A 22,965-nucleotide genomic window follows, 5' to 3' on the forward strand; every position below is an offset into this window, starting at 1 on the left:
AAATAAAGAGTATTGTCATTCAAAGGCTCTGAATATATGCAATACACTCTTCACCTTCTTGAAGTGTTGCCATTTCAGTTACAAGCCTTCCATTGTATCCCTTAAGGCTTTCCATTACCTTTTTCCACTGCACGGTTCCCCGCCCCAGAGGCAGGTGTTCATCTGATATTCCATGATTGTCATGGATATGCATGTGCAGGATATGTTCTTTGCACTTTTCCAGGAACTCATCTACAACCCCTGCAGTGTTAGCATGGCCTACATCCAGGGTCATGCCCAGATTGTCTCTGTCCACTTCTTCAAGGGTCCTGAGCATCTCATCGGGATATTTGCCGAATATAGAGGGCATTTCCGGCATGTTCTCCACAGCTATCGTAATACCGTACTTTTCAGCTGTATCGCATACATGACGGATGGACTCTATATGGGTACGCCATGCCCTTTCAGGCACCTGTGAACCATAAGGAGATAAATAACCCGGATGCACCACTGCAAGTTCCACGATCTCATTTCCAAGCTCAAGGCAGCGGTACATCTGCCTTAATGCTTCATTACGTATCCCATCGTTAAGACCTGCAAGATTCATATCTGAAAAAGGCAGATGCATTGTGATCTTCAGATCAGTTGTATCACGGACCTCCCGGACCTTAGCCAGGTTCCCGTTGTGCAGTGTCTGTAGACCCTCCTGCACGATCTCCCAGCCGGTATATCCCATGTCCTCAAGCTGATAGACCCATATGAAAGAGTGGCCGGTCTCCACTCTGGAAGAAAAGCTAAGATTCTTTAACTTCATGTAATTTCCACGTCCTCTATATCTGTTTCAAAAAGAATCTTGCCTTTTTCGGTAGGGGGAGCAAGCCATTCTATAAGCCTTTGGAGCTCAAAAGACGAATTTGCACTCATTGTTATATGTATCGAGCCTAATGGTTCTTCACCCGCAGGAAAATTCAGGCGACCTACAAAGGCCACAAATTTGCTGATCCTGAAAGATGTGAAAGGTGCATCCCTGCTCATACCTACCTCAAACTGAGTACGCGCAGTATCTATAATTTCTTCTTCACGCAGCAGATGATGAAGATGAAGAAGGCCTCCAAGATCACTAATTCCTTCCACATTTCCATAAAGCCCTGTATCATCTGTTGCATTGTAAATTAGATCCACCGTGGGAAAAATACTTTGAACCGCTGTCCTGACTTTTTCCTCAGTTTCGGTAGGGTTCACTCTGGCTGAAATTCTAACCTCGATCATGTCTGACCCACCATATTAAGAACCTTTTTTCTGAAACCATCGAGAGTTCCTGTATTCTCTATAACAAGATCAGCAGCAGCTATAGCTTCACCCATACCCCAGCCCAGCTCACGGTGATCCCTGACTCGCAACTCATCGATGTCTTTCATGTCATCACTTCTGTTCCTGACTTTAACCCTTGAAAACCTTATTTCAAGTGGAGCATCTATGGCAACTAAAGTAAAATCTGAACCAAATACTTGCTTGAAACAATTGACCTCTGCAAGGCTACGCACACCATCAATAACAAGGAAATCAGAGTCTACAGACCTTATATTTGGTATACAGCGTTTAGCCACAGTATCTTTACCCTCTTTGTTACGTAAATCTGTCCCGACACCACCTACATTTATATCCGTAGGCTCAAGCCCTCTGAGTACAACCTCTTCACGTATCACATCACCCATATTGACGACCTTGATACCTGATTCTCCCAGGATCGATGCTGCCACTGATTTGCCCGAAGCCGGCATCCCTACAAAAGCTAAGATTTTCGTCATACCTAACCTGCTGTTGTTTATTGACCTTTATGAAATGTGAATCACACTTCATTGATGTTATAAATAATATACATTCTAAATAAAATGTCTTTGGGAGATTACCGATATGTAATCGTCTGTAACGATACATTTTGCATGCAGAGATGTATCAAGCTATCTGCGGTTATGCCACCGATAAAATCCAATACTTTTAGATATTTGAAAAAAGGCTATGAGGGAGACTTATCACCTGTTGAGAGAGTAAATATGTTTTGCATTTTTCTTTCTCTGAACATTCTTTTTTATATTATACCAGGCATAGCGGATTAAAAGACTCTTTTTCGGAGCAGCCTGTAAAATGAAGATAGGAAATGTAAAGATAAATGGGCATTTGTTCCTGGCACCAATGGCAGATGTAACCAACCCAGCTTTTAGGATGCTCTGTAAAAAGCACGGTGCTGCACTGACATACTCTGAGATGATCAGTGCCGATGCTGTACTTCACGGCAACATAAGAACAGCAAACCGTGGTCTTAGTTCAGAGGAAGAGAAACCTTTTGCAATTCAGCTCTTTGGGAACTCTGCGGCTACGATTGTCAATGCATCAAGTATTATAGAGGAAAGATTTTGTCCTGATATTATCGACCTAAATTTTGGATGCCCTGCTAAGGTGCTTGTAAAAGATGGATCTGGTTCAGCACTACTGGATTTTCCTGAAAAGATACGAGAGATAGTATCTGCTGTATCTGGAAAAGTAGACGCGCCTGTAACAGCTAAAATAAGAGTGCTGCATGACATGGAAAAAACGCTTGATATTGCCAGGGTGATAGAAGAAGCCGGAGCTGGTGCCATCACTGTTCATGGAAGAACACAAGCTCAGCAATATGCGGGAAAAGCTGAGCACGAATATGCCAGGAAAATCAAAAACGAGCTTTCAATTCCTGTGATCGCAAATGGTGATATCTCTAATGGGCATTCTGCAAAGCATGTCCTTGAATATACAGGATGTGATGCCTTGATGGTAGGTAGAGCTTCCATGGGCAATCCACATATTTTTACGGAGATCTCTCACTTTCTGCGTACCGGAGAACAACTACCTACTGATGAATGTACTCAGAGACTTGCGGATTTCAAAGAGTACGTGAGATTGCTGGAGTTGTATGGCCTTGAAGAATATGTAGATATAAGAATGCATGCCCGATGGTTCACACGGGGAATAAAAGGTGGGCGGCATGTGCGTCAGGGCATCTCCGGCACACGGGAAAAAAAATCGATAATCCGGCTTATGGAAAGCCTGTGTGCACAATTGCCAAGCAAGGCTACAAATAATGATTTCCATGGTAAATGATACAGTTTTTTATTCGGTTCAAACCGAAAGGCTTTATAACTATCAGACGGTTCATATCCTACACAATTAAACATTGCATTTATACGCAATTGTGAATAAATGCAGGTTATAACTATCCATTATTCGGCCAGGATATTCAAAAAACAAACAGCAAGAAACAAAGTTGTGCCGATAGTATATTGTTCTAATATTGTGGAGAATCCAGATGAAAGAGATACGAATACACGGCCGGGGAGGCCAGGGTTCGGTCACTGCTGCCGAGCTTTTAGCCGTTGCAGCTTTTGCTGATGGGAAATTCAGCCAGGCGTTCCCAGCTTTTGGAGTGGAAAGAAGAGGAGCACCTGTACAGGCGTTCACAAGAATGGATGACACGCCTATAAGACTCAGAAGCCAGGTATACGAACCTGACTACGTCATCGTGCAGGACCCTACCCTTATAGAGGTAGTAGATGTTGCAAGTGGCCTGAAGGAAGATGGAATAATTATCATAAACAGTGAATTTGACCCCTCGACTTTCAAACTCAACACTAAGGCCAAAGTTGTAACCGTTAATGCCACAAAGATCGCACTTGAGATCATTGGCAGACCAATAGTCAATACAGTGCTACTCGGAGCCTTTGCGGGGGCTACCGGTAATATAAGGCCTGAGTCTATCAAGGAAGCGGTTAAAGAGAGATTCCCGGGCAAAGTAGGAGAGAGAAATGCTGAAGCCATCCAACAGGCATACGACATGATGAAGGAGGCCAATGTATGAAGATAACTATCGGAGGAGTCTGTGAACCCGCCACCACATTGGCCAACAAGACTGGTGGCTGGAGAACTTTCAAGCCTGTGTACGACTATGACAAATGTATCAAATGCAAGCTGTGCGAGCTGTTGTGCCCGGACATGGCCGTGTTGCCCCGAGAGGACGGATATTTCCAGTTCGACTATGATTATTGCAAAGGATGCGGTGTATGCGCCAACGAATGTCCTAAGACGGCTATAACCATGGTACTGGAGGAGAAGTAATGACAACCAAAGGAAAACTTGAAAAGGAAAAAATGGTCGTCGTAGAGGGGTCTTATGCTGTGGCACATGCTGTAAAAATATGCAGGCCCAATGTTATATCTGCTTACCCGATAACTCCGCAAACCCATATTGTGGAAGGATTATCTAAGTTCATGGCTGACGGAGAGATCCAAAACTGTGAGTACATAAATGTGGAGTCCGAGTTCTCAGCGCTTTCTGCACTTGTGGGCTCCTCAGCCGTGGGAGCAAGGTGCTACTCTGCCACAACGTCCCAGGGTCTTGAGTTGATGCATGAAGTGCTGTTCAACGTGTCTGGTATGAGACTACCCATAGTCATGACCGTAGTGAACAGAGCTGTGAGCGCACCCATCAACATCTGGAACGATCATCAGGACGCAATATCTCAGAGAGATACCGGCTGGATACAATTGTACGCAGAGGATCTGCAGGAAGCAGCTGATATGACCGCACAGGCATTCAAAATTGCAGAGGACAAGGAAGTGCTTATGCCTGTTATGGCGTGTATGGATGGTTTCATCCTGTCCCATGTATACGAGCCTGTGATATTGCTGGAACAGGAACTTACTGATGAATATTTACCAACATATGAACCTCTTAACACACTGGACCCAAAGAAACCCATGAGCTTTGGTACTCTGGCTGATCCGAATTGCTATACTGAGTTCAGATATCTCCAACAGAAGGCTATGGAAAATGCTCTGAAGAAGATAGAGGATGCGGCAAATGAGTTTTATGATGTGTTCGGCAGATACTATGGCGGACTCATTGATGAATACCAAACTGAGGATGCTGATATAATTCTCATGGCAATGGGTTCCATCGTGGGTACCATTAAGGATACCATTGATAAGCTGAGACAGAAGGGTGTGAAGGTAGGTTTGCTGAAGGTCAGGTCTTTCAGGCCATTCCCGGCAGAGGCGATCAGGGAAGCAATCAAGGATGCAAAGGTCGTTGCTGTCCTAGATAAGAACATCTCACTGGGACTTAACGAAGGTGCTCTGTTCACAGAAACCAAATCCTGCCTGTACAACACCAAGAACCGTGTACCTGTCGTGGGTTACATGATAGGCCATGGAGGCCGTGACATACGCATGAGCACTATAGAGAATATCATATCTGAGGCTCAGGAAGTAATGAAGACTGGTATTAAGCTCGAAAGCCAGTTCACTGATGTGAGGGAGGAACTACTATGAAACACCTTTTAGTCTCAGGACATAGGGGATGTGCAGGCTGCTGTGATGCAATGGCGACAAAGTTTACCCTTATGGGGGCAGGCGAGGATTGTATAGTAGTCAGTCCTACCGGCTGTCTTGAAGTCATGACAACTCCTTTCCCTGAAACTTCATGGAATGTGCCCTGGATACACTCGCTATTTGAAAATGCCGCTGCAGTGGCATCTGGTATTGAGGCAGCACTGAAAGCTCTGGGAAAGAAGGGTAACACCAGGATTGTTGCCATTGGTGGTGACGGTGCAACTATGGATATTGGTCTGCAGGCTATTTCCGGAGCTTTTGAAAGAGGGCACGACTTCACCTATGTCTGTATAGACAATGAAGCTTACATGAACACCGGAGTGCAGAGAAGTAGTGGAACCCCGTTTAATGCTTCAACTACTACAAGTCCTGCCGGAAAGGTTTCTTTTGGCAACCAGCGGCCTAAAAAGAACATGCCTGCCATCATCGCAGCACACGGTTCCCCGTATGTGGCCACCACATCCCTTGCATATGGCAAGGACATGATAGCAAAGGTGAAGAAAGCCACTGAAACACCGGGTCCCACATATATACACTGCCACGCCCCCTGTACAACGGGCTGGGGATTCGATACTTCCAAGACAGTGGAAGTTGCCCGGATGGCTGTAAAGACCGGTCTGTGGCCCCTGTTCGAAATGGAAAATGGGGAGATCACAAAGGTCAGAAAGATAGGTACACCATCACCGGTTGAGGATTATCTCAAGATGCAGAGCCGCTTCAAGCACCTGTTCAACAAGGAAGGCGGTGCTGAAGAGATAGCCAAGATACAAGCCATCGCTGACAAGAACATCGAGCACTACGGGCTTTAAAGGCCTGTAGACATTATTTTTTTTGTGTTTTTTTCCTCTTGATTTTTTCTTTTCTAAAAAAGTGATAAGAACTATCAGTTACTATCTACCTGCATGCATGCTGAGGAAAATATCCCTGACAACACCGACAACTTTGAAGGTATCTTCTCACTTCTGCGGGAGGTGTATCCTGATGCTGCCCCCGCCCTGTATTTTAGTTCTCCTCTGGAACTTCTGGTGGCTACCATTCTCTCAGCCCAGTGCACGGACCGCCAGGTGAACCAGGTCACCCAATCCCTGTTCAAGAGATATCGCACTCTGGAAGATTATGCCGCTGCCGATGTATCAGCATTTGGAAAGGAAATATATTCCACGGGCTTCTATCACCAGAAAGCGAAACACATCATCGAAAGCGCTCGGATCATGCTTACAGATTTTGGAGGCAAGGTACCCGACACCATGGAAGACTTACTGCAGCTTCCCGGTGTCGGCAGGAAAACTGCAAATATAGTTCTGTCCAGAGCCTTTGGGAAAATAGAGGGTATTGCAGTGGACACCCATGTGAAAAGATTATCAAATCGTCTCGGCTTCACCCAACACGAAGACCCGGAAAAGATAGAGAAGGACCTCATGAGGATCGCAAAAAGAGAGGATCTGGAAACACTTTCGATGACTCTCATCCTGCACGGGCGCAATGTATGTATGGCGCGCAATCCGAAATGTGTGGAATGTGTTGTAAAGGAGTTGTGTCCATCGAGCAGAGCATAATAGAATAAAAACAAACCTATTTTACTTCTTTCATGTTTATCTGGAATGTTATGTAAGTTTGATGTTTCAAACAAACCCTAATCTCAGGAAGCATCTCATATCTTCCATTTTTATCTCTAATAGATTTTCATTATAGATAAATTATAAATATATGGTCATTGCTCTACTGCCCTTGATGAACAATTAATGCCGCGTGTCGAGCAAGATAACATGGATGTAAAAACCGGAATTTCTGGGTATTTTAAGGAATCGTTTTTAAGTGACCTCAAAGCAGGTTTTATTACAGCTATCGTGGCACTGCCACTTGCTATTGCTTTTGCCATCGCATCCGGCGTTGAGCCGGTGATGGGTCTTTATACGGCAGTGATAGCAGGAATGCTAGTTTCTGCCACTGGCGGTTCCAAGTATTCTATAACAGGACCTACCGGTGCTATGACCGTCATCATCCTGTCCACACTGCACAGCTATGGATTAGAAGGACTCCTCCTTGCAGGCTTTCTTGCAGGTATCTTCCAGATACTCTTTGGTCTGTTCAAGCTGGGTAAAGTAGTCAAATACATACCATTGCCTGTAATATCCGGATTCACAAGTGGTATTGGTGCTATTATATTGATAGGACAGGTACCAAATGCTCTGGGCATGGTGATCCCTGCTAAAGAATACGCATGGGAAACTGTTGTTGCAATTATAGAAAATATCAGTGCTGCAAACACGACTGCACTATTGATCTGCATAGCTACTATCGTACTCTTGCTCTATCTGCCAGGGATACTTACCAAAGTAAAGTATCTGAACAGCCTTCCTGCCTCTATAGTAGCACTGATACTATCTGTATTGGCAATATATTATATGAAGATCGATATCCCCCTGGTGGGCAGCATCCCCACTGGCCTCCCGAGCATACAGATGATCAATCTCAATCCGCAGCTGGTGCTAACTGTCCTCCCGGCTGCGCTTACCATCGCACTTCTCGGAACTATTGAAGCTTTGCTCTGTGCAGTGGTCTGCGATGGTATGACAAATACAAAACATGACAGCAACAGAGAACTCATGGGACAGGGACTGGGAAATATCATTTTACCTTTCTTCTCAGGCATCCCCTGTACAGCCGCCATCGCAAGGAGTGCTGTGAACATAAGGGAAGGAGCAAAGACCCAAGTGTCCGGGATAATCCATGCCCTCATATTATTTACAATACTTCTCTTCTTCGGCCCTATAGCTGCATTCATTCCGAAAGCCTACCTTGCAGGGGTGTTGATCCTGGTTTCCCTCAGGATGATCAACATCACCGAGTTCAAGACCATCATGCATATCAGTAAAATGGATACCACTGTCCTAATCGCCACATTTATTCTTACGGTGTTCACAGACCTGGTATTTGCAGTGCAGATGGGTATGTTCCTTGCAATAATCCTGCTGTTCATCAGACTCACTAACGTCATCGATATCCAGACAATGGAAAACTACGACAAATCAACAGGCATTAACGCTACTATCTTTGCAGACCCGTATCTGGAAAAGAATGTTTCTGTATACACTCTCAACGGACCATTCTTCTTCGGGGCCATGAACGTTTTCGAAAGCAAGATCAACGAGCACATTAACATCAGCAGGCCTCATATAATACTGCGCATGCGCTATGTACCATTCATAGATAGTACAGGCCTTGAGAGGCTTAGAAGCTTCATAAATATGAGCAAGAAAAAGAATCAGAAAGTCTACCTCACATCAATACAACCTGAAGTGATGAAAAGAATGAAGAGTGACGAACATCTGATGGAACTTATGGAGAAACAGCATGTGCTTACATTCGAGCATACACAGGAAGCTCTGGAATACGTCAAGAAGCAATCCAGAAGTGAGAAAGTAGCGTGATATAAAAAGTGATGATTGAACTTGACCTCAAAGCTCAACCATTATCCCATACCCAAACTTATCCGTAGGCCTCTTGAAAAAGCCAAATTTTTCATAAAAGGCTTCTTTTCCTTTTGCAGACATCAGGGTCATGTACGAATAATCCTGCACATTCTATTGCAGATAAGACATTATCTTTTTCATCAATGCAGTGTCGAGACCTTGATTCTGGCATTTGGATAAAACAATAACATCTGCAACGAAATAGATGAAACTATGATCTTCTACCAAACGGGACATGCTAATATGATCATTTTTCACCGCACAAACACAGTAAATGGAATTATTGAGGCTTTTCTTCAAGGCAATAATCTATAGTATCCATTTCATCAAGTAATATATAGTGTGATCATAAATCCCTCAGAAGCTATCACTTGCGAACAGCTGCTTAGCAAACTCTATCCTCTTCTCCATATCCGGCCCTTCAAACTCTTCCACAACCTTCTCAAGTAGTTGCGGTATTGGAAGGTGTTGTGGGCAGGCATTAAGACATTGATCGCATTGCACACATTGGGATGCTAAATTTTTTTCGGCTCCCCTTAAAATGCCTCCGAGCTTTGCGGCATACATCACCATCAACCTATCTTTCCCATCGAACATATACAAATTGTTGTACATTTCAAAACAGGCAGGAATGTCCACTCTTTGAGGACAGGGCATACAGTATCTGCATCCTGTACAGTTTATTTTCATCAGTTCTCTGTACTTATCCGCAACCATTTTAATAAGCTCAAGCTCTTTAGGGTTCAAAGAATCAGCAAGACCTTCCTCTGCAAATTTTAGGTTCTCTTCTACCTGATAATGTTCATTCATACCTGAGAGCACTACAGTGACAGCAGGATGGCTCCAGACCCAGCGCAATGCCCACTCCACAGGACCGCGCTTGACATCAGCTTTGTTCCAGATATCCATTACCTCAGCGGGGACCGGGGATGCCAGATTGCCACCCCTTAATGGCTCCATGATCACAACTCCAAGGTCACGGGAAGCAGCATATTCAAGTCCCTTTCTTCCTGCCTGTATATTTTCATCCAGGAAATTATACTGTATCTGGCAGAAATCCCAGTCATAGCCATCCACAATATCCTTAAAATCCTCGGCATTACCATGATAGGAAAATCCTGCGTTGATGATGCGGCTATCAGCCTTGGCCCTGTCAAGAAAATCAGTGACACCCAAGTCCCGGATATTCTCCCAGCTACTCCCTACAAGACTGTGTATAAGATAATAGTCAATGTGATCTGTATTCAATTTCTCAAGTTGTTTTTTAAGGAACATATCCATGTCCTTCGGGCTTTTTACCATCCATTGGGGCTGTTTTGTGGCAAGTTTAACCTTTTCCCTGTACCCTTCTGCAAGAGCTCTCCCGAGGAATGGCTCGCTTTCTCCCATATGATAAGGCCATGCAGTATCTACATAATTGACACCGTTATCTATTGCATGGCGGATCATCTGAGTGGCTTTTTCCTCATCAATGCTGCCGTCCTGTTTGACGGGAAGGCGCATGGCCCCAAAACCAAGTATAGAAAGCTTATCTCCATTCTTTGGCATTTTCCTGTATAACATAATACTCCTCTTTGATCCAAAATTAATAACAAATAATTATGTAAAGATCATTTTTTAGATATTCCTTGCCGTATCAACTGAAATGATATTTCTCTCAGGATATCCAGCTGATCACCTCAAATTATCCCATTGGGGACAAAACCAGTCTTACAACAGTCTTTTCCTGATCACATAATAGTAGCCATTAGTAATTCTTACTGTGCTTCCTGTACCAAGAAGTTTGTGTTCATGCCTTAAGCTTTTGATTTGTATATGTTTTTACCCATATTATTTACTTTATTTTGCAAATGGCTTAACTCTCGAGATTTATATAAATCAACAATGTGCATATAGGTGCATTTTATTATGTTCATAGCTGTTATATCAATGACCAGATAGTTTTGAACTTACGGTGAAAAGCCATGAGTATGAAAAACGTAATTATCTGGTCTCTTTTTATATTGTTGACCATCGTTCCTCTTGCAGGATGTGATGTAAACAGTTCTGTTATGTTTGTTGACACAAATGAAACTGAATACTATGAGTTTAATGCAACAAAAGATGAAAATCAAGTTGAAATGATAGATTTTAATGTAAATGATACAGAAAATTATAACTGGAGTATTATAAGTGCTGAAATTCAAATAAATCAGACTTTTGATGCTGCAGCAATTTCAGTTTCCTTAAAAACACCGGTTGTCTACGTTGATACAGATGGAACCGGAAATTACAACTGTGATGGAGCAAACGATCACATTCAAATAAATCAGGCCTTATCATATATAAATGGACGTGGAGGCGGTACTGTTTACCTAAGGGGTCCAAATACATACTGGATCGATAGTACTCTGAATATAGGTGCTGACACTGTCCTTACAGGTGACCCGACAGCTGAGATCAAATTGGTTGCAAATGCCGGTTGGGCATCACAGGTTCCGCTAATAAGGGGTAACATCGGAGCCGACAATATTGTGATCACCGGATTTACTATCGACGGTAACAGCGAATCACAATCCGGGATAACCAAAGGTCAAGGATATTATAATCTGATATTGTTCCAGAACTCAAATAATGTCGAAGTATCCCGTATGCGTCTGGAATGGGGTACAGGCGATGGAATGAAAGTTTACAGTGGTAGCGAAATTAAATTCCTTCACAATGATGTGTACAAGCTCGGTCATGATGCATGTTATATTCTGTATTCGAACAACGGGGAATGCGCATACAATACCGTGATGATGCGAACGAATAGTGCGTGCCGCATTACATGTGGATCAAATATCACTGTTCATGATAATGTTTTCTACTCTGATCTATCAGGAGGCGAATCCACAGGCCCGGCTATAGAGATCGATAAAACAAATACAGGCAGTACTGCAGTATTTGATGATATAGAGATCTACAATAATAAGATATATTCAATTAATGGAGCAGGTATCTGGATGTTTGCAGGATATCCGGATAATGTGATCCGAGCAAAGAACGTTAATATACACCATAATACTTTTAGTAAAGTCGGACAGTATACTGCAAATACAGGATACAGTAATGCAGCGATCGTGATCCAAAACTTTGACAACACTATCATCGAGAACAATGTATTTGATGATGGTGGCCATGCAGCAATTAAATGGTATGTGTGGTCCGGGCACATCACACAGCAAAAAGCAGAGTTCACCACCTATGTGAGGAACAATATCATAATGAATAATGACGGAGTAAGCGGAGTTACTGGCTCAGGCGTGGGTATATGGAACACACAACCATCCTACGCGAAGTTCATTGTCCAGAATAATAACATCTACAACAATGAGAATGGACAAACCTATGGCTCAGGTTTCACAATGAGCAATAACCTGAATGTTGATCCACATTGTGTTGATCAAACCAATTCAAAACTCAGCTCACGTGACTACCATCTTAAGAGCAAGGTAGGCCGTTATTCAAGTGGCAAGTGGGTAACAGACTCAATATCGAGTCCACTGATAGATGCGGGTAATTCCAAATGTGCTTGCAGCAGCGAACCCTCTCCGAATGGCGGAGTAATAAACATTGGACGATATGGTAACACTGCCGAAGCTTCCAAGAGTGGGTCATCTGTTCCGATAGCAGATAATTCACCTGTGTCAAACGCCGGAAACAACAAAGCTGCTACAGCTGGTTCTGCGGTAATTTTCGATGCCAGTGCATCAACAGATGATAAAGGCATAGCCTCTTACTCATGGGATTTCGATGCTTCGAACGGTATAACATCCGAAGCCATAGGTAAGACAGCCACCAAGACATATGCAGCTGCGGGAAACTATACGGTCACACTTACTGTCACTGATACAAGTGGACAGAGATCAACAGATACATTAGACGTAGTTGTCACTACTGCGATTTCAAATCAGATAGATGATTCACTAACTGTTTATGACAACAGATTACGTGAAGCAGCCCCGAGTACTGTTTATTCCGATTCCAATTATATTGATATCGGACAGGCAGGAACTCGTTACAGGGATCTGATGTGGTTCGATCTTAGTGAGTACAAGACAACAGATACCATATCTAAGGCGACACTTTCATTGTACTGGTATTATCCAGCTGGTGCTACTCGCGCTTCCGATACTGTAGTGGAGATCTACAGACCACTTGAATGGGATCCAAAGTATGTAAGCTGGAACTCCAGAACCTCCACTTCTACATGGAGCACAGCCGGAGGAAACTGGTATGATAAGAACGGTGTTGCTCAGGGCAGTACACCGTACACATCCCTTAAATTCCCGGCCAGGACAGTGCCTGGTAACAAATACTATGATTTCGATGTCACTCAGCTGGTGCAGGAATATGTGAGTGGTAAGAATAAGAACAATGGATTCTTCCTCAAGGCCAGGACAGAGAATGGTAATTATATTGCATTCTACAGCTCACAATGGACAAATGCAGCTCAGAGACCGAAATTAACAGTGGTTGCTACAGCAGCTTCTGTAGATGATTCACCTGTGGCAAACGCTGGAGACAACAAAGCTGCTACAGCTGGTTCTGCGGTAATTTTCGATGCCAGTGCATCAACAGATGATAAAGGCATAGCCTCTTACTCATGGGATTTCGATGCTTCGAACGGTATAACATCCGAAGCCATAGGCAAGACAGCTACCAGGACATACGCAGCTGCAGGAAACTATACGGTCACACTTACTGTCACTGATACGAACGGACAGAAGTCAATCGATACTGTAAACGTAATTGTCAGCAGCACACCAGTCACAAATACTGTATCTGTTCTTTATGACAATAGATTGGTTGAGTCATCTAAAACTATGGTCTATTCCACTTCAAATTACCTTGATATCGGAAAAAGCTCAACTCGTTGCAGGGATATAATGATGTTTGATCTTAGCAAATATAAAACAACAGATAAAGTATCTAAGGCCACCCTCTCACTATACTGGTATTATCCTACAACTGCCACACGCACTTCTGATACTGTAGTAGAGATATACAGACCAGTGGAATGGGACCCGAAATATGTGACCTGGAACAACCGTGCTTCGGGCACTTCATGGAGCACAGCCGGAGGAAGCTGGTACGATAAGAATGGGGTTGCACAGGGTAATACACCATATACATCCCTTACATTCCCGGCCAGGACATTGCCAGGCAACAAATACTATGATTTCGATGTCACTCAGCTTGTACAGGAATATGTGAGTGGTAAGAGCAAGAACACAGGTTTCTTCCTAAAGGCCAGGACAGAGAATGGTAATTACATTGCCTTCTACAGTTCAGAGTGGTCTAATGCAGCTCAGAGACCAATATTAAAGGTGACTGCTGCAACGACTTGAAGTGAAAGAATAGTAAGAGTAAATTTGAGGATTGAGTGTGAGCCTAAAATAATTGCGCTCCACTTAATTTTGATATTTATGTTTATAGATGATTTTCACAATCAAGTTCTAGTATCGGATTAGTATTTATATAAATACAATTAAAATGAATAAAAACATGGTATTCTTAACAAATTTAAGGGGCTAATATAGAAATAAAACTATATGTTGATAATAAACTGTTTATGAAAACCAGATAAGTAAGATTAATGTTGGTGTTTTAAAATGGCCCTGATCAACAAAATGCAAGCAGAACCAAAAGTGTGTGATCTCTTCACTAAAAAAGAAGAATATAACCCACCTTTTTTAGATCAGTACACACTAAATTTTTTTTACCTTTGGTCTTTCAAGAGCTATAAAATAGCGTAGACAGAGATCTATGTGTGTTGAGACTATTTGGATGAACATGCATGTGAGCAAGAATAAACTTATATATGCATATATAGTATTAATGTAGAAAAATAGTATAAATAATAATTCCTAAATGCAAAGTGCTGATCACGTGATGGATAAATATTACATATAAAAGAACTGCTTAAGATTTATTTGTTCACATATAGTAATAGATATATACTATAAATATCTTGTTTGTAGTATATTAAGGTGATAATCAGCTGTTGCGTTTTTAGCTCTACACTTTTTTAGGGAATGTGCTATATAATTATGATACCAAAGCTATTGGTAATACAACTTTCATTTAAAGATTAAAGGGTTTCATCAGGTGGGTGCAAAATGGTTTCAGAAATGGTTTCTGATAGGGACAAGATTTGTTTTGGAGAAATAGCCGAGCATTATAATGAGAATAAACTCATATTTGGGATAAAATATTTCTGGAAATGGCTTTTAGAAAGGCTCGCATCAACCTGCCCAATTCCGTCCTGGAGAGCCAAATTCCATAAAATGAGAGGAGTCAATATTGGGAAAAATGTTTATATCGGTTATGATGTGATTTTTGATCGGATCCACCCGGAAATGATCACGATCGAAGATTTTGTTGAAATTGGCGATCGTTGTATACTATCTGCTCATTCAAGAGGCAGTCTTACAACAAGAAATGCATATCCACGAACCATAGAGCCAATTGTCATCAGATATGGTGTTTCTGTAAACCCGGGGTGTATAATAACTCAGGGAGTAGAGATTGGAGAAAATTCCATAATAGGAATCGGATCTGTAGTCAGCCGCAATATTTCTCCAAATAGTCTTGCTTTAGGCTTCCCGGCCAAAGTTGTAAAAAAGCTGGATGTAGGGAACGAAGAAAAATCAGAAGCTTGTTGATTTGCATAATACGTTTTAAATAAATAAAACAGAATTAAAATGTGCTATATCTGTACAATATTTTCAGAAATAGTACAACACATCTTATTTTTTGGAACTTCTGATACTGGATTTCTTTGGATCGATTTTGCCAGTTATTACTTCTTTCCTCTGGTCACTATTCTTACAAGTAATGATTTTTTTATCTCTACAGCATGACTTGGACAAAGTTCACGACAACAATAGCATTGGATGCACTTTTCTTCTTTAATCTTAAGAGAGCCAGCTTTTTCCTCAATAGCATCTACAGAACAATTCAAAACACACGCCTTGCAAAGTGTACAGATAGAAGTGTTGATGAAGGGCTTCACTGTAAACTGCTTTCTAAGTGTCCTTCGAAAGAAACGAGGCATAAGAGCAAGAGTTCCACCTGTTGGCTTTTTGAAATTGATCTTGACTTTCTCCAATGGCGTGCCCACAACTTCAGGATGCCCACTACCAAATCCTCTGGAAAGTGCAGCTTTATTAGTCGGTATCTGCAATGGATCAAATCCTATAAGTTCCGACGCTACCACATCCAATGCCACACAATCATAACTAGCCATAATAACTCCTGCAGATATGGGAGTACCAGCTGATGGACCGTCTCCTTCCATCCCTATTATGCCATCCATGACTGCAAGATGGGGTTTGATGAAAGAATAGATATCAACAACAGCATCTCCAAAAAGATCACGATCTTCCAGATAATGGGCAGCTTTTCTGTCTTTTCTAGGTATAGCACCGAAAAAATTTTTGACAGCTCCCGTATAAAGAGTGAGTTCATGGGTCTTAAGCTTGGGCAATGAAATGATCACATCTGCTTCAGTTACTTCTTTTGCTATGTGTAAGCGTGGAAAGTGTTTTGCTCCGGGAACATCAACTTCAACAAAACCAGAAGTTTCAAAATTGATCAGTTCTGCACCACAATTTGAAGCAGCTTCTTCTATGCCAGATGTTCTAAGAGCTTTTGCAGTGGCAGTTGAATCGGAACTTGTGATTCCGGAACCATCCCCTACAATCGGAATACCACCTGCCTCTTTAACAAGTTCACACATTGCCGAAACAATTGCAGGATGAGTGGTAACTGCAGCCTCCGGCTTTTTAATAGCAAGCACATTAGGTTTCAACAATACCCGGTTGCCTGGAGCTATGATACCCTCAAGACCACCAATAAGATCGATTGCTTCCTTGATGGCATCCCTTGCTTTTGAATAATCATCACACTGTACAATGGAGACTTTTATTTTCATAAATCTACCTCAATCAAAATATAGAACATATATAACTGCTGTTGATTAATATTAGAAAAAGAACATAATATTATATTTCTGGCTTGAAAAAGAGTGGACTGGATATTATGATCATATGGTTTGACAGCCATCAACTGCAATAACCGATCCGCTAACATAACTTGCAAGGTCCGAACTTAAGAATAATGCAACTTTTGCTATATCCTCCGGAGCACCTATCCTTCCAAGGGAAATATGGGATAGCATTTTATCCCTTATGTCAGGTTTTAGATCTTTGATAAGGTCGGTCTCTATAAAACCAGGAGCAACAGCATTAACTGTTATTCCATACCTGCCAAGTTCTTTTGCAGCAGATCGTGTGAATCCAACAACAGCTGCCTTACTTGCAGAATATATTGTCTGTCCTTCATTACCCTGCAGACCAACAATTGAAGATATATTAATGATCCTTCCTGATCTTTGCTTTCTCATCATATTTGACGCATACCTGGTGCACAGAAAAGTTCCCTTTAGATTGACATCGATAGTATGATCAAAAAGTTCTGTACCGGTAAGTGCCAGAAGACTATTTCTCATGATCCCGGCATTGTTAACCAGCACATCAAGCCTTGAATACTTGTCTTTTATTGAACTGAACATATCCCTTACTTCATCTTCTGATGAAACATCAGCTTTGATCATGTAAGCAGAAAGACCTTTTTTATGTATCAGATCCACAAGTTCAGCTGCACTATTTTCATTCTTATTGTAGTTGACTATCACATGTGCATGGTTCTCTGCAGCAAGCAAAGCTATAGCTTTACCTATACCACGGCTTGCTCCAGTTACCAGTACAACTTTACCATCTAGCATTTATCTCACATTTCATCTGTTAATAAAACAGGTGGATGGAGCTGCCCTTATATATTCTGTACTTGTTTTGACTCTTTCGATATGTTTCAGGGCATTCTGTACAGTCTCTCCGGGCAGACCTGTGTTCTTTTCGATCACATCAAGAGACATTTTATGGTCTTGACCGTAAAGCAACTGGTCCATGACCTGAATAGGCATGCGCCAGTAAAAATCCTGATCAGACGTATAATGACTCCATGTGTCAGCACTTGGCGGCCTTTTGATGATCTCTTCATTAACATTGAGGTATTTTGCCAGGGCATAGACCTGGGTCTTATAACAATCAGCCAGAGGCTCAATGTCCACACCACCATCTCCATATTTCACGAACTGTCCAAGAGCCAGTTCTGTCTTATTGGTCGTTCCACAAACTATGTAGTTCATTTTTTCAGCATACATATACTGAACGATCATCCTGGAGCGCTGCTTGACACCCTGTAATCCGATTATTTCAAGATAATCACTTGCTTTCAATCTATGCTGTGCAGCAACCTCGCCATCTTTGAAAAGTTTCAGATATGGGACGTTCACAGCTCCGGTACTCAAAAAATCAGGCAGCACAAGCGCTGTCTCGTGTATCTTGGGATCATATTCAGGGCAGGTTCTCTTTATTACCTGATCCTTCTTATTGTAAATATCAAGTGCTTCCAGTATTGGAGAGATAGGAACTTCTTCATATTTCACTCCAAGACTTTCACAAATTTCTGCGCCAAGGGTATTGCTTGAAGGAGCTGATTCTTTTTCAGGTAGGAGCAAACCAAACACATTTTTAGCTCCAAGCTCCTGTACACAAAGAGCAAGGATCACAGCTGAATCAACACCACCTGAAACTCCTATGACAGCACCTTTCTTTTTGAAACCGACAATCTTTTCCTTTATAAAGTGCCTGAGAATCAGAGCAATTTCATCGATATCTCTAGTAAGTTCGTCCATTATCTGCATGGCAGTTCTCTCCTTCAATATTATTAAATTATTAATGACCTTGTATAATGCAAGGGATATTTCCTTGGGGCAATGGAAACGATCAAATTAGATCATGGTTTCTTAAGGGGATCACGTTAACTTTCAATTCCTTGGAAACTTCATCTATCAATGTCTGTGAGAGTTCCTGACGAAGTTTTTCTATTCCAACTTCCCTGGACATATCTCCATTCCTGACGATCCCTGCTATATCAAACGCATAAGGATGTATCCCGTATTTTTCCAGATGATTATGGCAGGCTAAGGAATTCAATTTACAGTTGGTTGAATTACTGTCATTGAGTTTTGGAGGTTTCCATCCAACCTTGATTATAGTTTCCACTACTTTGTCCTCGTTATAATCCCACATGCATAGTGGATGGATGATCATGGGCGGATTATCTTTGTCCATTTTTTCAATGACTGACTTTTTCATCATGAAACTTTCATCTTTGTCATCAATACCTATTTTCTCAAGCTGCTTTTCAAAAAGGTTTCTTGACAACTTGATGAAATTATAGTTTAACTTGATGATAGGATTAGGAGCCTGTCCAGCTGTAAAAGCAAATATTATTACCGGTGCGTTTCTGGCAATGGCATATTCTATCAGTTTCTGTTTGATGATACTGATGCAGGTGTTGCAGATATCACTTGCTCTGTATTTAGCAAATTTAGGGAATGCATCTACAGAATCTGCAGCTTTTTTCCAGGCACTGCATAGTTGCTGCCTATCCATGGTGATTTCATAATAGTCAGATCCTGTGATCTCGCACATCTTCTTGGCATTTTCAATTGCGTTTTCAGATATGAAACCATTATTGAAGAGGACAGCCAAGACTTTAAGGAACGGGTAATCCTTTTTGAGCTTATAGAGCGTGTATGATGAATCTTTTCCACCGGACAGTGCGTATATAACATCATATTCGCCCCTGCCTCTGATCCTATCAAAGATATCTTCCATATCTGCCAGATATTTTTCCTTATCAGATTCAGTAAGAGGTTTAAATGTTTCACAGAAATGACAGAGGCCTGTGTCCTCATTGATAGTTATACCTGGCATTTCAGAATCCAGAATACATTTTTTACATACAATTTTTGACATTTTGGTATTCCTCTATGATCAATCGATTGGAGATCTTACCATTCTCAGTTAAGGGAAGATGGTCAATAAATAGAATCTCTTTTGGGTATAAGTGTGCTGGAAGATTCTTACGACAAAACTTGAACAAGGTATCTACATCTGTTTCTGTTTCAGGTATGACCATGAGACTTATCGCTGTTCCCATGAGTTCATGAGCTACTGGTACAACAAAGACCGCTGAGACCTTATTACTGTTCTCAATAGTTTTTTCAATTTCTCTCGGATTCACCAGATGATCACCTATTTTGATAAGGTCATCCTTGCGTCCCATCAGTTTAAAGTACCCATTGGGCAGTTTCTGTGCAAGATCCCCGGTATACATCCATCCGTCTATGATCTTCCTTTTAGTAGCAATTTCATCATCAAGATAGCCCAGCAATATGTTATCGCCTTTGGCAACCAATTCAGCTGTGACGTTTGGTTCAACTGACTGTCCTTTAGAATCAAATACATCCAAAGTTACACCGGGAATTGGTTTACCTATCGTTTCAATGAACTCTTCTACATCTTCTTTGGGTACATAGGCAAGCCTTGCTGTAGCTTCAGTTTGACCATACATTGGCAGCATTTCAATGTTAGGTACAAGTTCCTTGATAGTTCTGACTATTTGCTTGGTCATTCCACCGCCTGCTGACGCAGCGATCTTGACATTGGAGAATGCCTTTTTGAAACGGTCCGGATAGCGCAGTAGTATACGATACGTACTGGGCACTCCATAAAATACGGTCACTCCGGATTCAATCAAACTGAATACTGAACCTATGAATTTCATGTTTCCCATTACAATGCATCCGCCTGACATCAAATGGGAGTTTATTATCGAATTTCCGAAAGCATGGTGGGGGGATATTACCTGTGCTGCTTTATCATCAGGTGTCAGACCAAGTATCTCTATAATAGATGCTGCATTTGTTGTAAGATTTTTGTCACTTAACATGACACCTTTAGGAGTACCGGTCGTACCAGAAGTATACAATACCAGTTTAAGTTCCGGGTGGTTTGACTCTATTGAGATGTCCTTGCGTATGTATCTGACCGGCTTACCGTCCGAAACGATGATAACAGTCCTAAAACGCTCAAAAAAGCTATCCCCGAATTTAGAATATTGTGCCTCTGTAGTAATTATATTCCTGACATGAGAGTTATCGAGAATCTTTTCTAAACTGACCATAGGCATTTCGATCGGCATAGGGATAGCAATATTATCCGACCTATACACGGCCATGAGCATTTTTACGTACTTAATTCCCATCTCTTCTAATATTGCAAACCTACAATGCCTGAATTCCTTCATTGATGAAGCAATATCATTGACACTAGCTTCAAGAGCCTCGTATGAGATAGAATTATTTCCCTCTTCCAGGGCAATGCGAGAAGGTGTTTTTCTGGCATGTTCTGCAAGATATGCATCTATCTTCATTATCTCACTTTGTAAGATTGGTTATCATATTAGTTAGTCCCTGCAATGAATCCAGATTTTCCGGGATCAACATATCTTCAGGGATTTCAATAGAATATTTTTCACTTATATGGTCCAACAATTCAAGTAAACCTATCGAATCTATAATTCCATTCTGAGTGAGAGAATCAGCATCTCCCAACTCGGTGTTCTTGTCCATAAAAGAATTGTCTTTCAGGTAATTGACTATACTGGTTTTTATGTTTTCCATCACCATACCTCAATTTTTTTTTTGGAAATCAATGACCAATGTTAACCCATTTTAAAGTTTGTTAACTATGCATTAGTATAAATATCTTCTCAACAAAATATTAGCCAACATATGGATGCCTATTTCCTTCTAATATTATATATAATTATGTGCGGAAGTTATCTTGTCTTGTTCTGATTGCCCTTAGATCCCTAAAGTCTTTACTAAATAAATAATATGCTCTTTTAATTGATGGTTACAATTTTTCGTTTAAACATACCATCTATCTCCAAAACGATTATATTTACCAAAATCAATTCTTATTAGGGTAAACATACAAACTGCTTTAGCAAGAAAAACTACTATCTTTGTATTCTTTTTTTAATATATAATTAAATTAATTTTAGGGGAAAAAGACATGGCAAGAATAAGACCTTTCATACCCAGCGACAACAATGTATTACTTAATATTGAAAAATTGAGTCCGCATGGTAATGACAAACTAGCGATGGTAGCTAATCTTTCTCCAGATATCACCGTAAGATATGAGCTTTATGACAACTGGAAAATAATGGTAGCAGAAGAACAGGAACAAATAGCAGGTTATGTAGGCTGGACTGTCAAAGATGGACCCCTGGGACCTTACATATATCTGACTGAAGTTACCGTTGATCCTGGTTTTCGTAGAAAAGGTATAGCAACCCAGCTGATCAGAGAGATGGAAAAACATGCAGAAGAAATCAAGTCTTCACATATATATTGTCACATTTATGGACCTAACGAACCCTACAGAAAACTTGTAGAAAAAATGGGCTACATAAGAGAAAAAGAAATTATAATTTGTGAGATGTCGACCGCCAAAAAATCGAGAACTGAGAATAAGTACTCACTTGATCGCGTCGACAAATCAGATCTACCTGCAGCTGTCGAACTAATCAACCAGTACTATGCGGGAAGAACACATTTCATACCCTTTACACCGGTAACTTTCAGAGAGTATGCAAACAGGATACTGGGGTATGGAATTGAGAACTTGATTATTGCCAAACATAATGGCAGCATAGTGGCTTGTGGAGGATTCTGGGATACAGCAGTACTTGCAGAAATGGCATATACCCGGGAACCACTGCTCTGGAAACTCGCGGCAAGCATGAAGGGAAGTCTGCACCATTTCATACACATACCCCTTATACCTAAAGAAGGAGAATATTTCAAGTTCCGAAACATCGTGGACCATGCATTCAAGCCAGGATATGCAGATGCCATGCAAGAGATATTCGAACACTGCAGTTCCATAATGTACGAGACAAAATGTGATTTCTTTGGCACGTTCCTAGACCCTACTGATCCATTGTTTGAACTTCTGAAGGATTTCAGACCCCACCTTGAAGCAGAGTACATATATGCAAAACCCATTTCACAAAAACTTCCTGACTTCAGTAAATTTTATGTGGATTGCAGGGATACAATACTTTAAGAGACGGGTTAATCA

At 41.4% G+C, this 22,965-nt stretch carries 20 protein-coding genes; 10 read left to right on the forward strand and 10 right to left on the reverse strand.

Annotated elements, in window-relative coordinates:
• Positions 1-19 precede the first annotated feature (19 nt).
• Genes METHO_RS11680 through METHO_RS11690 form a run of 3 tightly spaced genes read right to left on the reverse strand, consistent with a single transcriptional unit; the run spans position 20 to position 1,787 of the window.
• Entirely contained in the window at positions 20-793 is a 774-nt protein-coding gene (locus tag METHO_RS11680) for a sugar phosphate isomerase/epimerase family protein (protein ID WP_015325741.1), read from the reverse strand.
• Complete coding sequence (locus METHO_RS11685; protein ID WP_015325742.1) at positions 790-1,248, reverse strand: RNA-binding domain-containing protein; 459 nt, start codon at positions 1,246-1,248, stop codon at positions 790-792. Before METHO_RS11685 ends, METHO_RS11680 begins: the two co-directional genes overlap by 4 nt.
• A complete protein-coding gene (locus tag METHO_RS11690) occupies positions 1,245-1,787 on the reverse strand; it encodes an AAA family ATPase (protein WP_015325743.1) in 543 nt (180 codons plus the stop codon). The genes METHO_RS11685 and METHO_RS11690 overlap by 4 nt, the downstream gene beginning before the upstream one ends.
• A 337-nt stretch (positions 1,788-2,124) precedes the next feature.
• On the opposite strand from METHO_RS11690, the gene dusB reads away from it, so the two are divergent.
• The 7 genes from dusB to METHO_RS11725 all read left to right on the forward strand — a co-directional run bounded on the left by dusB (position 2,125) and on the right by METHO_RS11725 (position 8,830).
• Positions 2,125-3,114 carry a tRNA dihydrouridine synthase DusB gene (gene dusB / locus METHO_RS11695; protein WP_015325744.1) on the forward strand — a complete coding sequence of 330 codons (990 nt, stop codon included), beginning with the start codon at positions 2,125-2,127 and terminating at the stop codon, positions 3,112-3,114.
• 205 nt (positions 3,115-3,319) lie between these two features.
• Positions 3,320-3,868: a pyruvate ferredoxin oxidoreductase subunit gamma gene (locus tag METHO_RS11700; RefSeq protein WP_015325745.1), complete on the forward strand. Its 549-nt coding sequence runs from the start codon at positions 3,320-3,322 to the stop codon at positions 3,866-3,868.
• Entirely contained in the window at positions 3,865-4,125 is a 261-nt protein-coding gene (porD, locus tag METHO_RS11705) for a pyruvate synthase subunit PorD (RefSeq protein WP_015325746.1), read from the forward strand. Before METHO_RS11700 ends, porD begins: the two co-directional genes overlap by 4 nt.
• Positions 4,125-5,339 (forward strand): pyruvate synthase subunit PorA, encoded by a 1,215-nt coding sequence (gene porA, locus METHO_RS11710; RefSeq protein WP_015325747.1) that lies wholly within the window; start codon positions 4,125-4,127, stop codon positions 5,337-5,339. Before porD ends, porA begins: the two co-directional genes overlap by 1 nt.
• Positions 5,336-6,208 carry a pyruvate synthase subunit PorB gene (porB, locus tag METHO_RS11715; RefSeq protein ID WP_015325748.1) on the forward strand — a complete coding sequence of 291 codons (873 nt, stop codon included), beginning with the start codon at positions 5,336-5,338 and terminating at the stop codon, positions 6,206-6,208. The genes porA and porB overlap by 4 nt, the downstream gene beginning before the upstream one ends.
• A gap of 93 nt (positions 6,209-6,301) precedes the next feature.
• Positions 6,302-6,955, forward strand: a complete 654-nt coding sequence (gene nth, locus METHO_RS11720; RefSeq protein WP_015325749.1) for an endonuclease III — start codon at positions 6,302-6,304, stop codon at positions 6,953-6,955.
• Between the two features lie 186 nt (positions 6,956-7,141).
• Positions 7,142-8,830, forward strand: coding sequence for a SulP family inorganic anion transporter (locus tag METHO_RS11725; protein WP_015325750.1), 1,689 nt, complete (start codon positions 7,142-7,144; stop codon positions 8,828-8,830).
• Between the two features lie 399 nt (positions 8,831-9,229).
• On the opposite strand, the gene METHO_RS11730 is transcribed toward METHO_RS11725, so the two are convergent.
• Positions 9,230-10,435 carry an aldo/keto reductase gene (locus METHO_RS11730; protein WP_015325751.1) on the reverse strand — a complete coding sequence of 402 codons (1,206 nt, stop codon included), beginning with the start codon at positions 10,433-10,435 and terminating at the stop codon, positions 9,230-9,232.
• A 401-nt stretch (positions 10,436-10,836) separates the two neighbouring features.
• On the opposite strand from METHO_RS11730, the gene METHO_RS11735 reads away from it, so the two are divergent.
• Together METHO_RS11735 and METHO_RS11740 are read left to right on the forward strand one after the other, a co-directional pair.
• Entirely contained in the window at positions 10,837-14,244 is a 3,408-nt protein-coding gene (locus METHO_RS11735) for a disaggregatase related repeat-containing protein (RefSeq protein ID WP_015325752.1), read from the forward strand.
• A 771-nt stretch (positions 14,245-15,015) separates the two neighbouring features.
• Complete coding sequence (locus tag METHO_RS11740; protein ID WP_015325753.1) at positions 15,016-15,561, forward strand: acyltransferase; 546 nt, start codon at positions 15,016-15,018, stop codon at positions 15,559-15,561.
• Between the two features lie 137 nt (positions 15,562-15,698).
• On the opposite strand, the gene METHO_RS11745 is transcribed toward METHO_RS11740, so the two are convergent.
• The 6 genes from METHO_RS11745 to METHO_RS11770 all read right to left on the reverse strand — a co-directional run bounded on the left by METHO_RS11745 (position 15,699) and on the right by METHO_RS11770 (position 21,494).
• Positions 15,699-16,832: a DUF362 domain-containing protein gene (locus METHO_RS11745; RefSeq protein WP_015325754.1), complete on the reverse strand. Its 1,134-nt coding sequence runs from the start codon at positions 16,830-16,832 to the stop codon at positions 15,699-15,701.
• Between the two features lie 111 nt (positions 16,833-16,943).
• Positions 16,944-17,684, reverse strand: coding sequence for a 3-oxoacyl-ACP reductase family protein (locus METHO_RS11750; RefSeq protein ID WP_015325755.1), 741 nt, complete (start codon positions 17,682-17,684; stop codon positions 16,944-16,946).
• Positions 17,685-17,696: 12 nt separating this feature from the next.
• Positions 17,697-18,665, reverse strand: coding sequence for an NAD(+) synthase (nadE, locus tag METHO_RS11755; protein ID WP_015325756.1), 969 nt, complete (start codon positions 18,663-18,665; stop codon positions 17,697-17,699).
• A gap of 82 nt (positions 18,666-18,747) precedes the next feature.
• Positions 18,748-19,785, reverse strand: a complete 1,038-nt coding sequence (locus tag METHO_RS11760; protein WP_015325757.1) for a hypothetical protein — start codon at positions 19,783-19,785, stop codon at positions 18,748-18,750.
• Positions 19,766-21,244 carry a class I adenylate-forming enzyme family protein gene (locus METHO_RS11765; RefSeq protein WP_015325758.1) on the reverse strand — a complete coding sequence of 493 codons (1,479 nt, stop codon included), beginning with the start codon at positions 21,242-21,244 and terminating at the stop codon, positions 19,766-19,768. The genes METHO_RS11760 and METHO_RS11765 overlap by 20 nt, the downstream gene beginning before the upstream one ends.
• A 4-nt stretch (positions 21,245-21,248) precedes the next feature.
• Positions 21,249-21,494, reverse strand: a complete 246-nt coding sequence (locus METHO_RS11770; RefSeq protein ID WP_015325759.1) for an acyl carrier protein — start codon at positions 21,492-21,494, stop codon at positions 21,249-21,251.
• Positions 21,495-21,891: 397 nt separating this feature from the next.
• Here METHO_RS11770 and METHO_RS11775 point away from each other — a divergent pair, with 397 nt between their 5' ends.
• A complete protein-coding gene (locus METHO_RS11775; RefSeq protein ID WP_015325760.1) occupies positions 21,892-22,950 on the forward strand; it encodes a GNAT family N-acetyltransferase in 1,059 nt (352 codons plus the stop codon).
• Positions 22,951-22,965 lie beyond the last annotated feature (15 nt).

Source organism: Methanomethylovorans hollandica DSM 15978, from assembly GCF_000328665.1.
Taxonomy (GTDB): Archaea; Halobacteriota; Methanosarcinia; order Methanosarcinales; family Methanosarcinaceae; genus Methanomethylovorans; species Methanomethylovorans hollandica.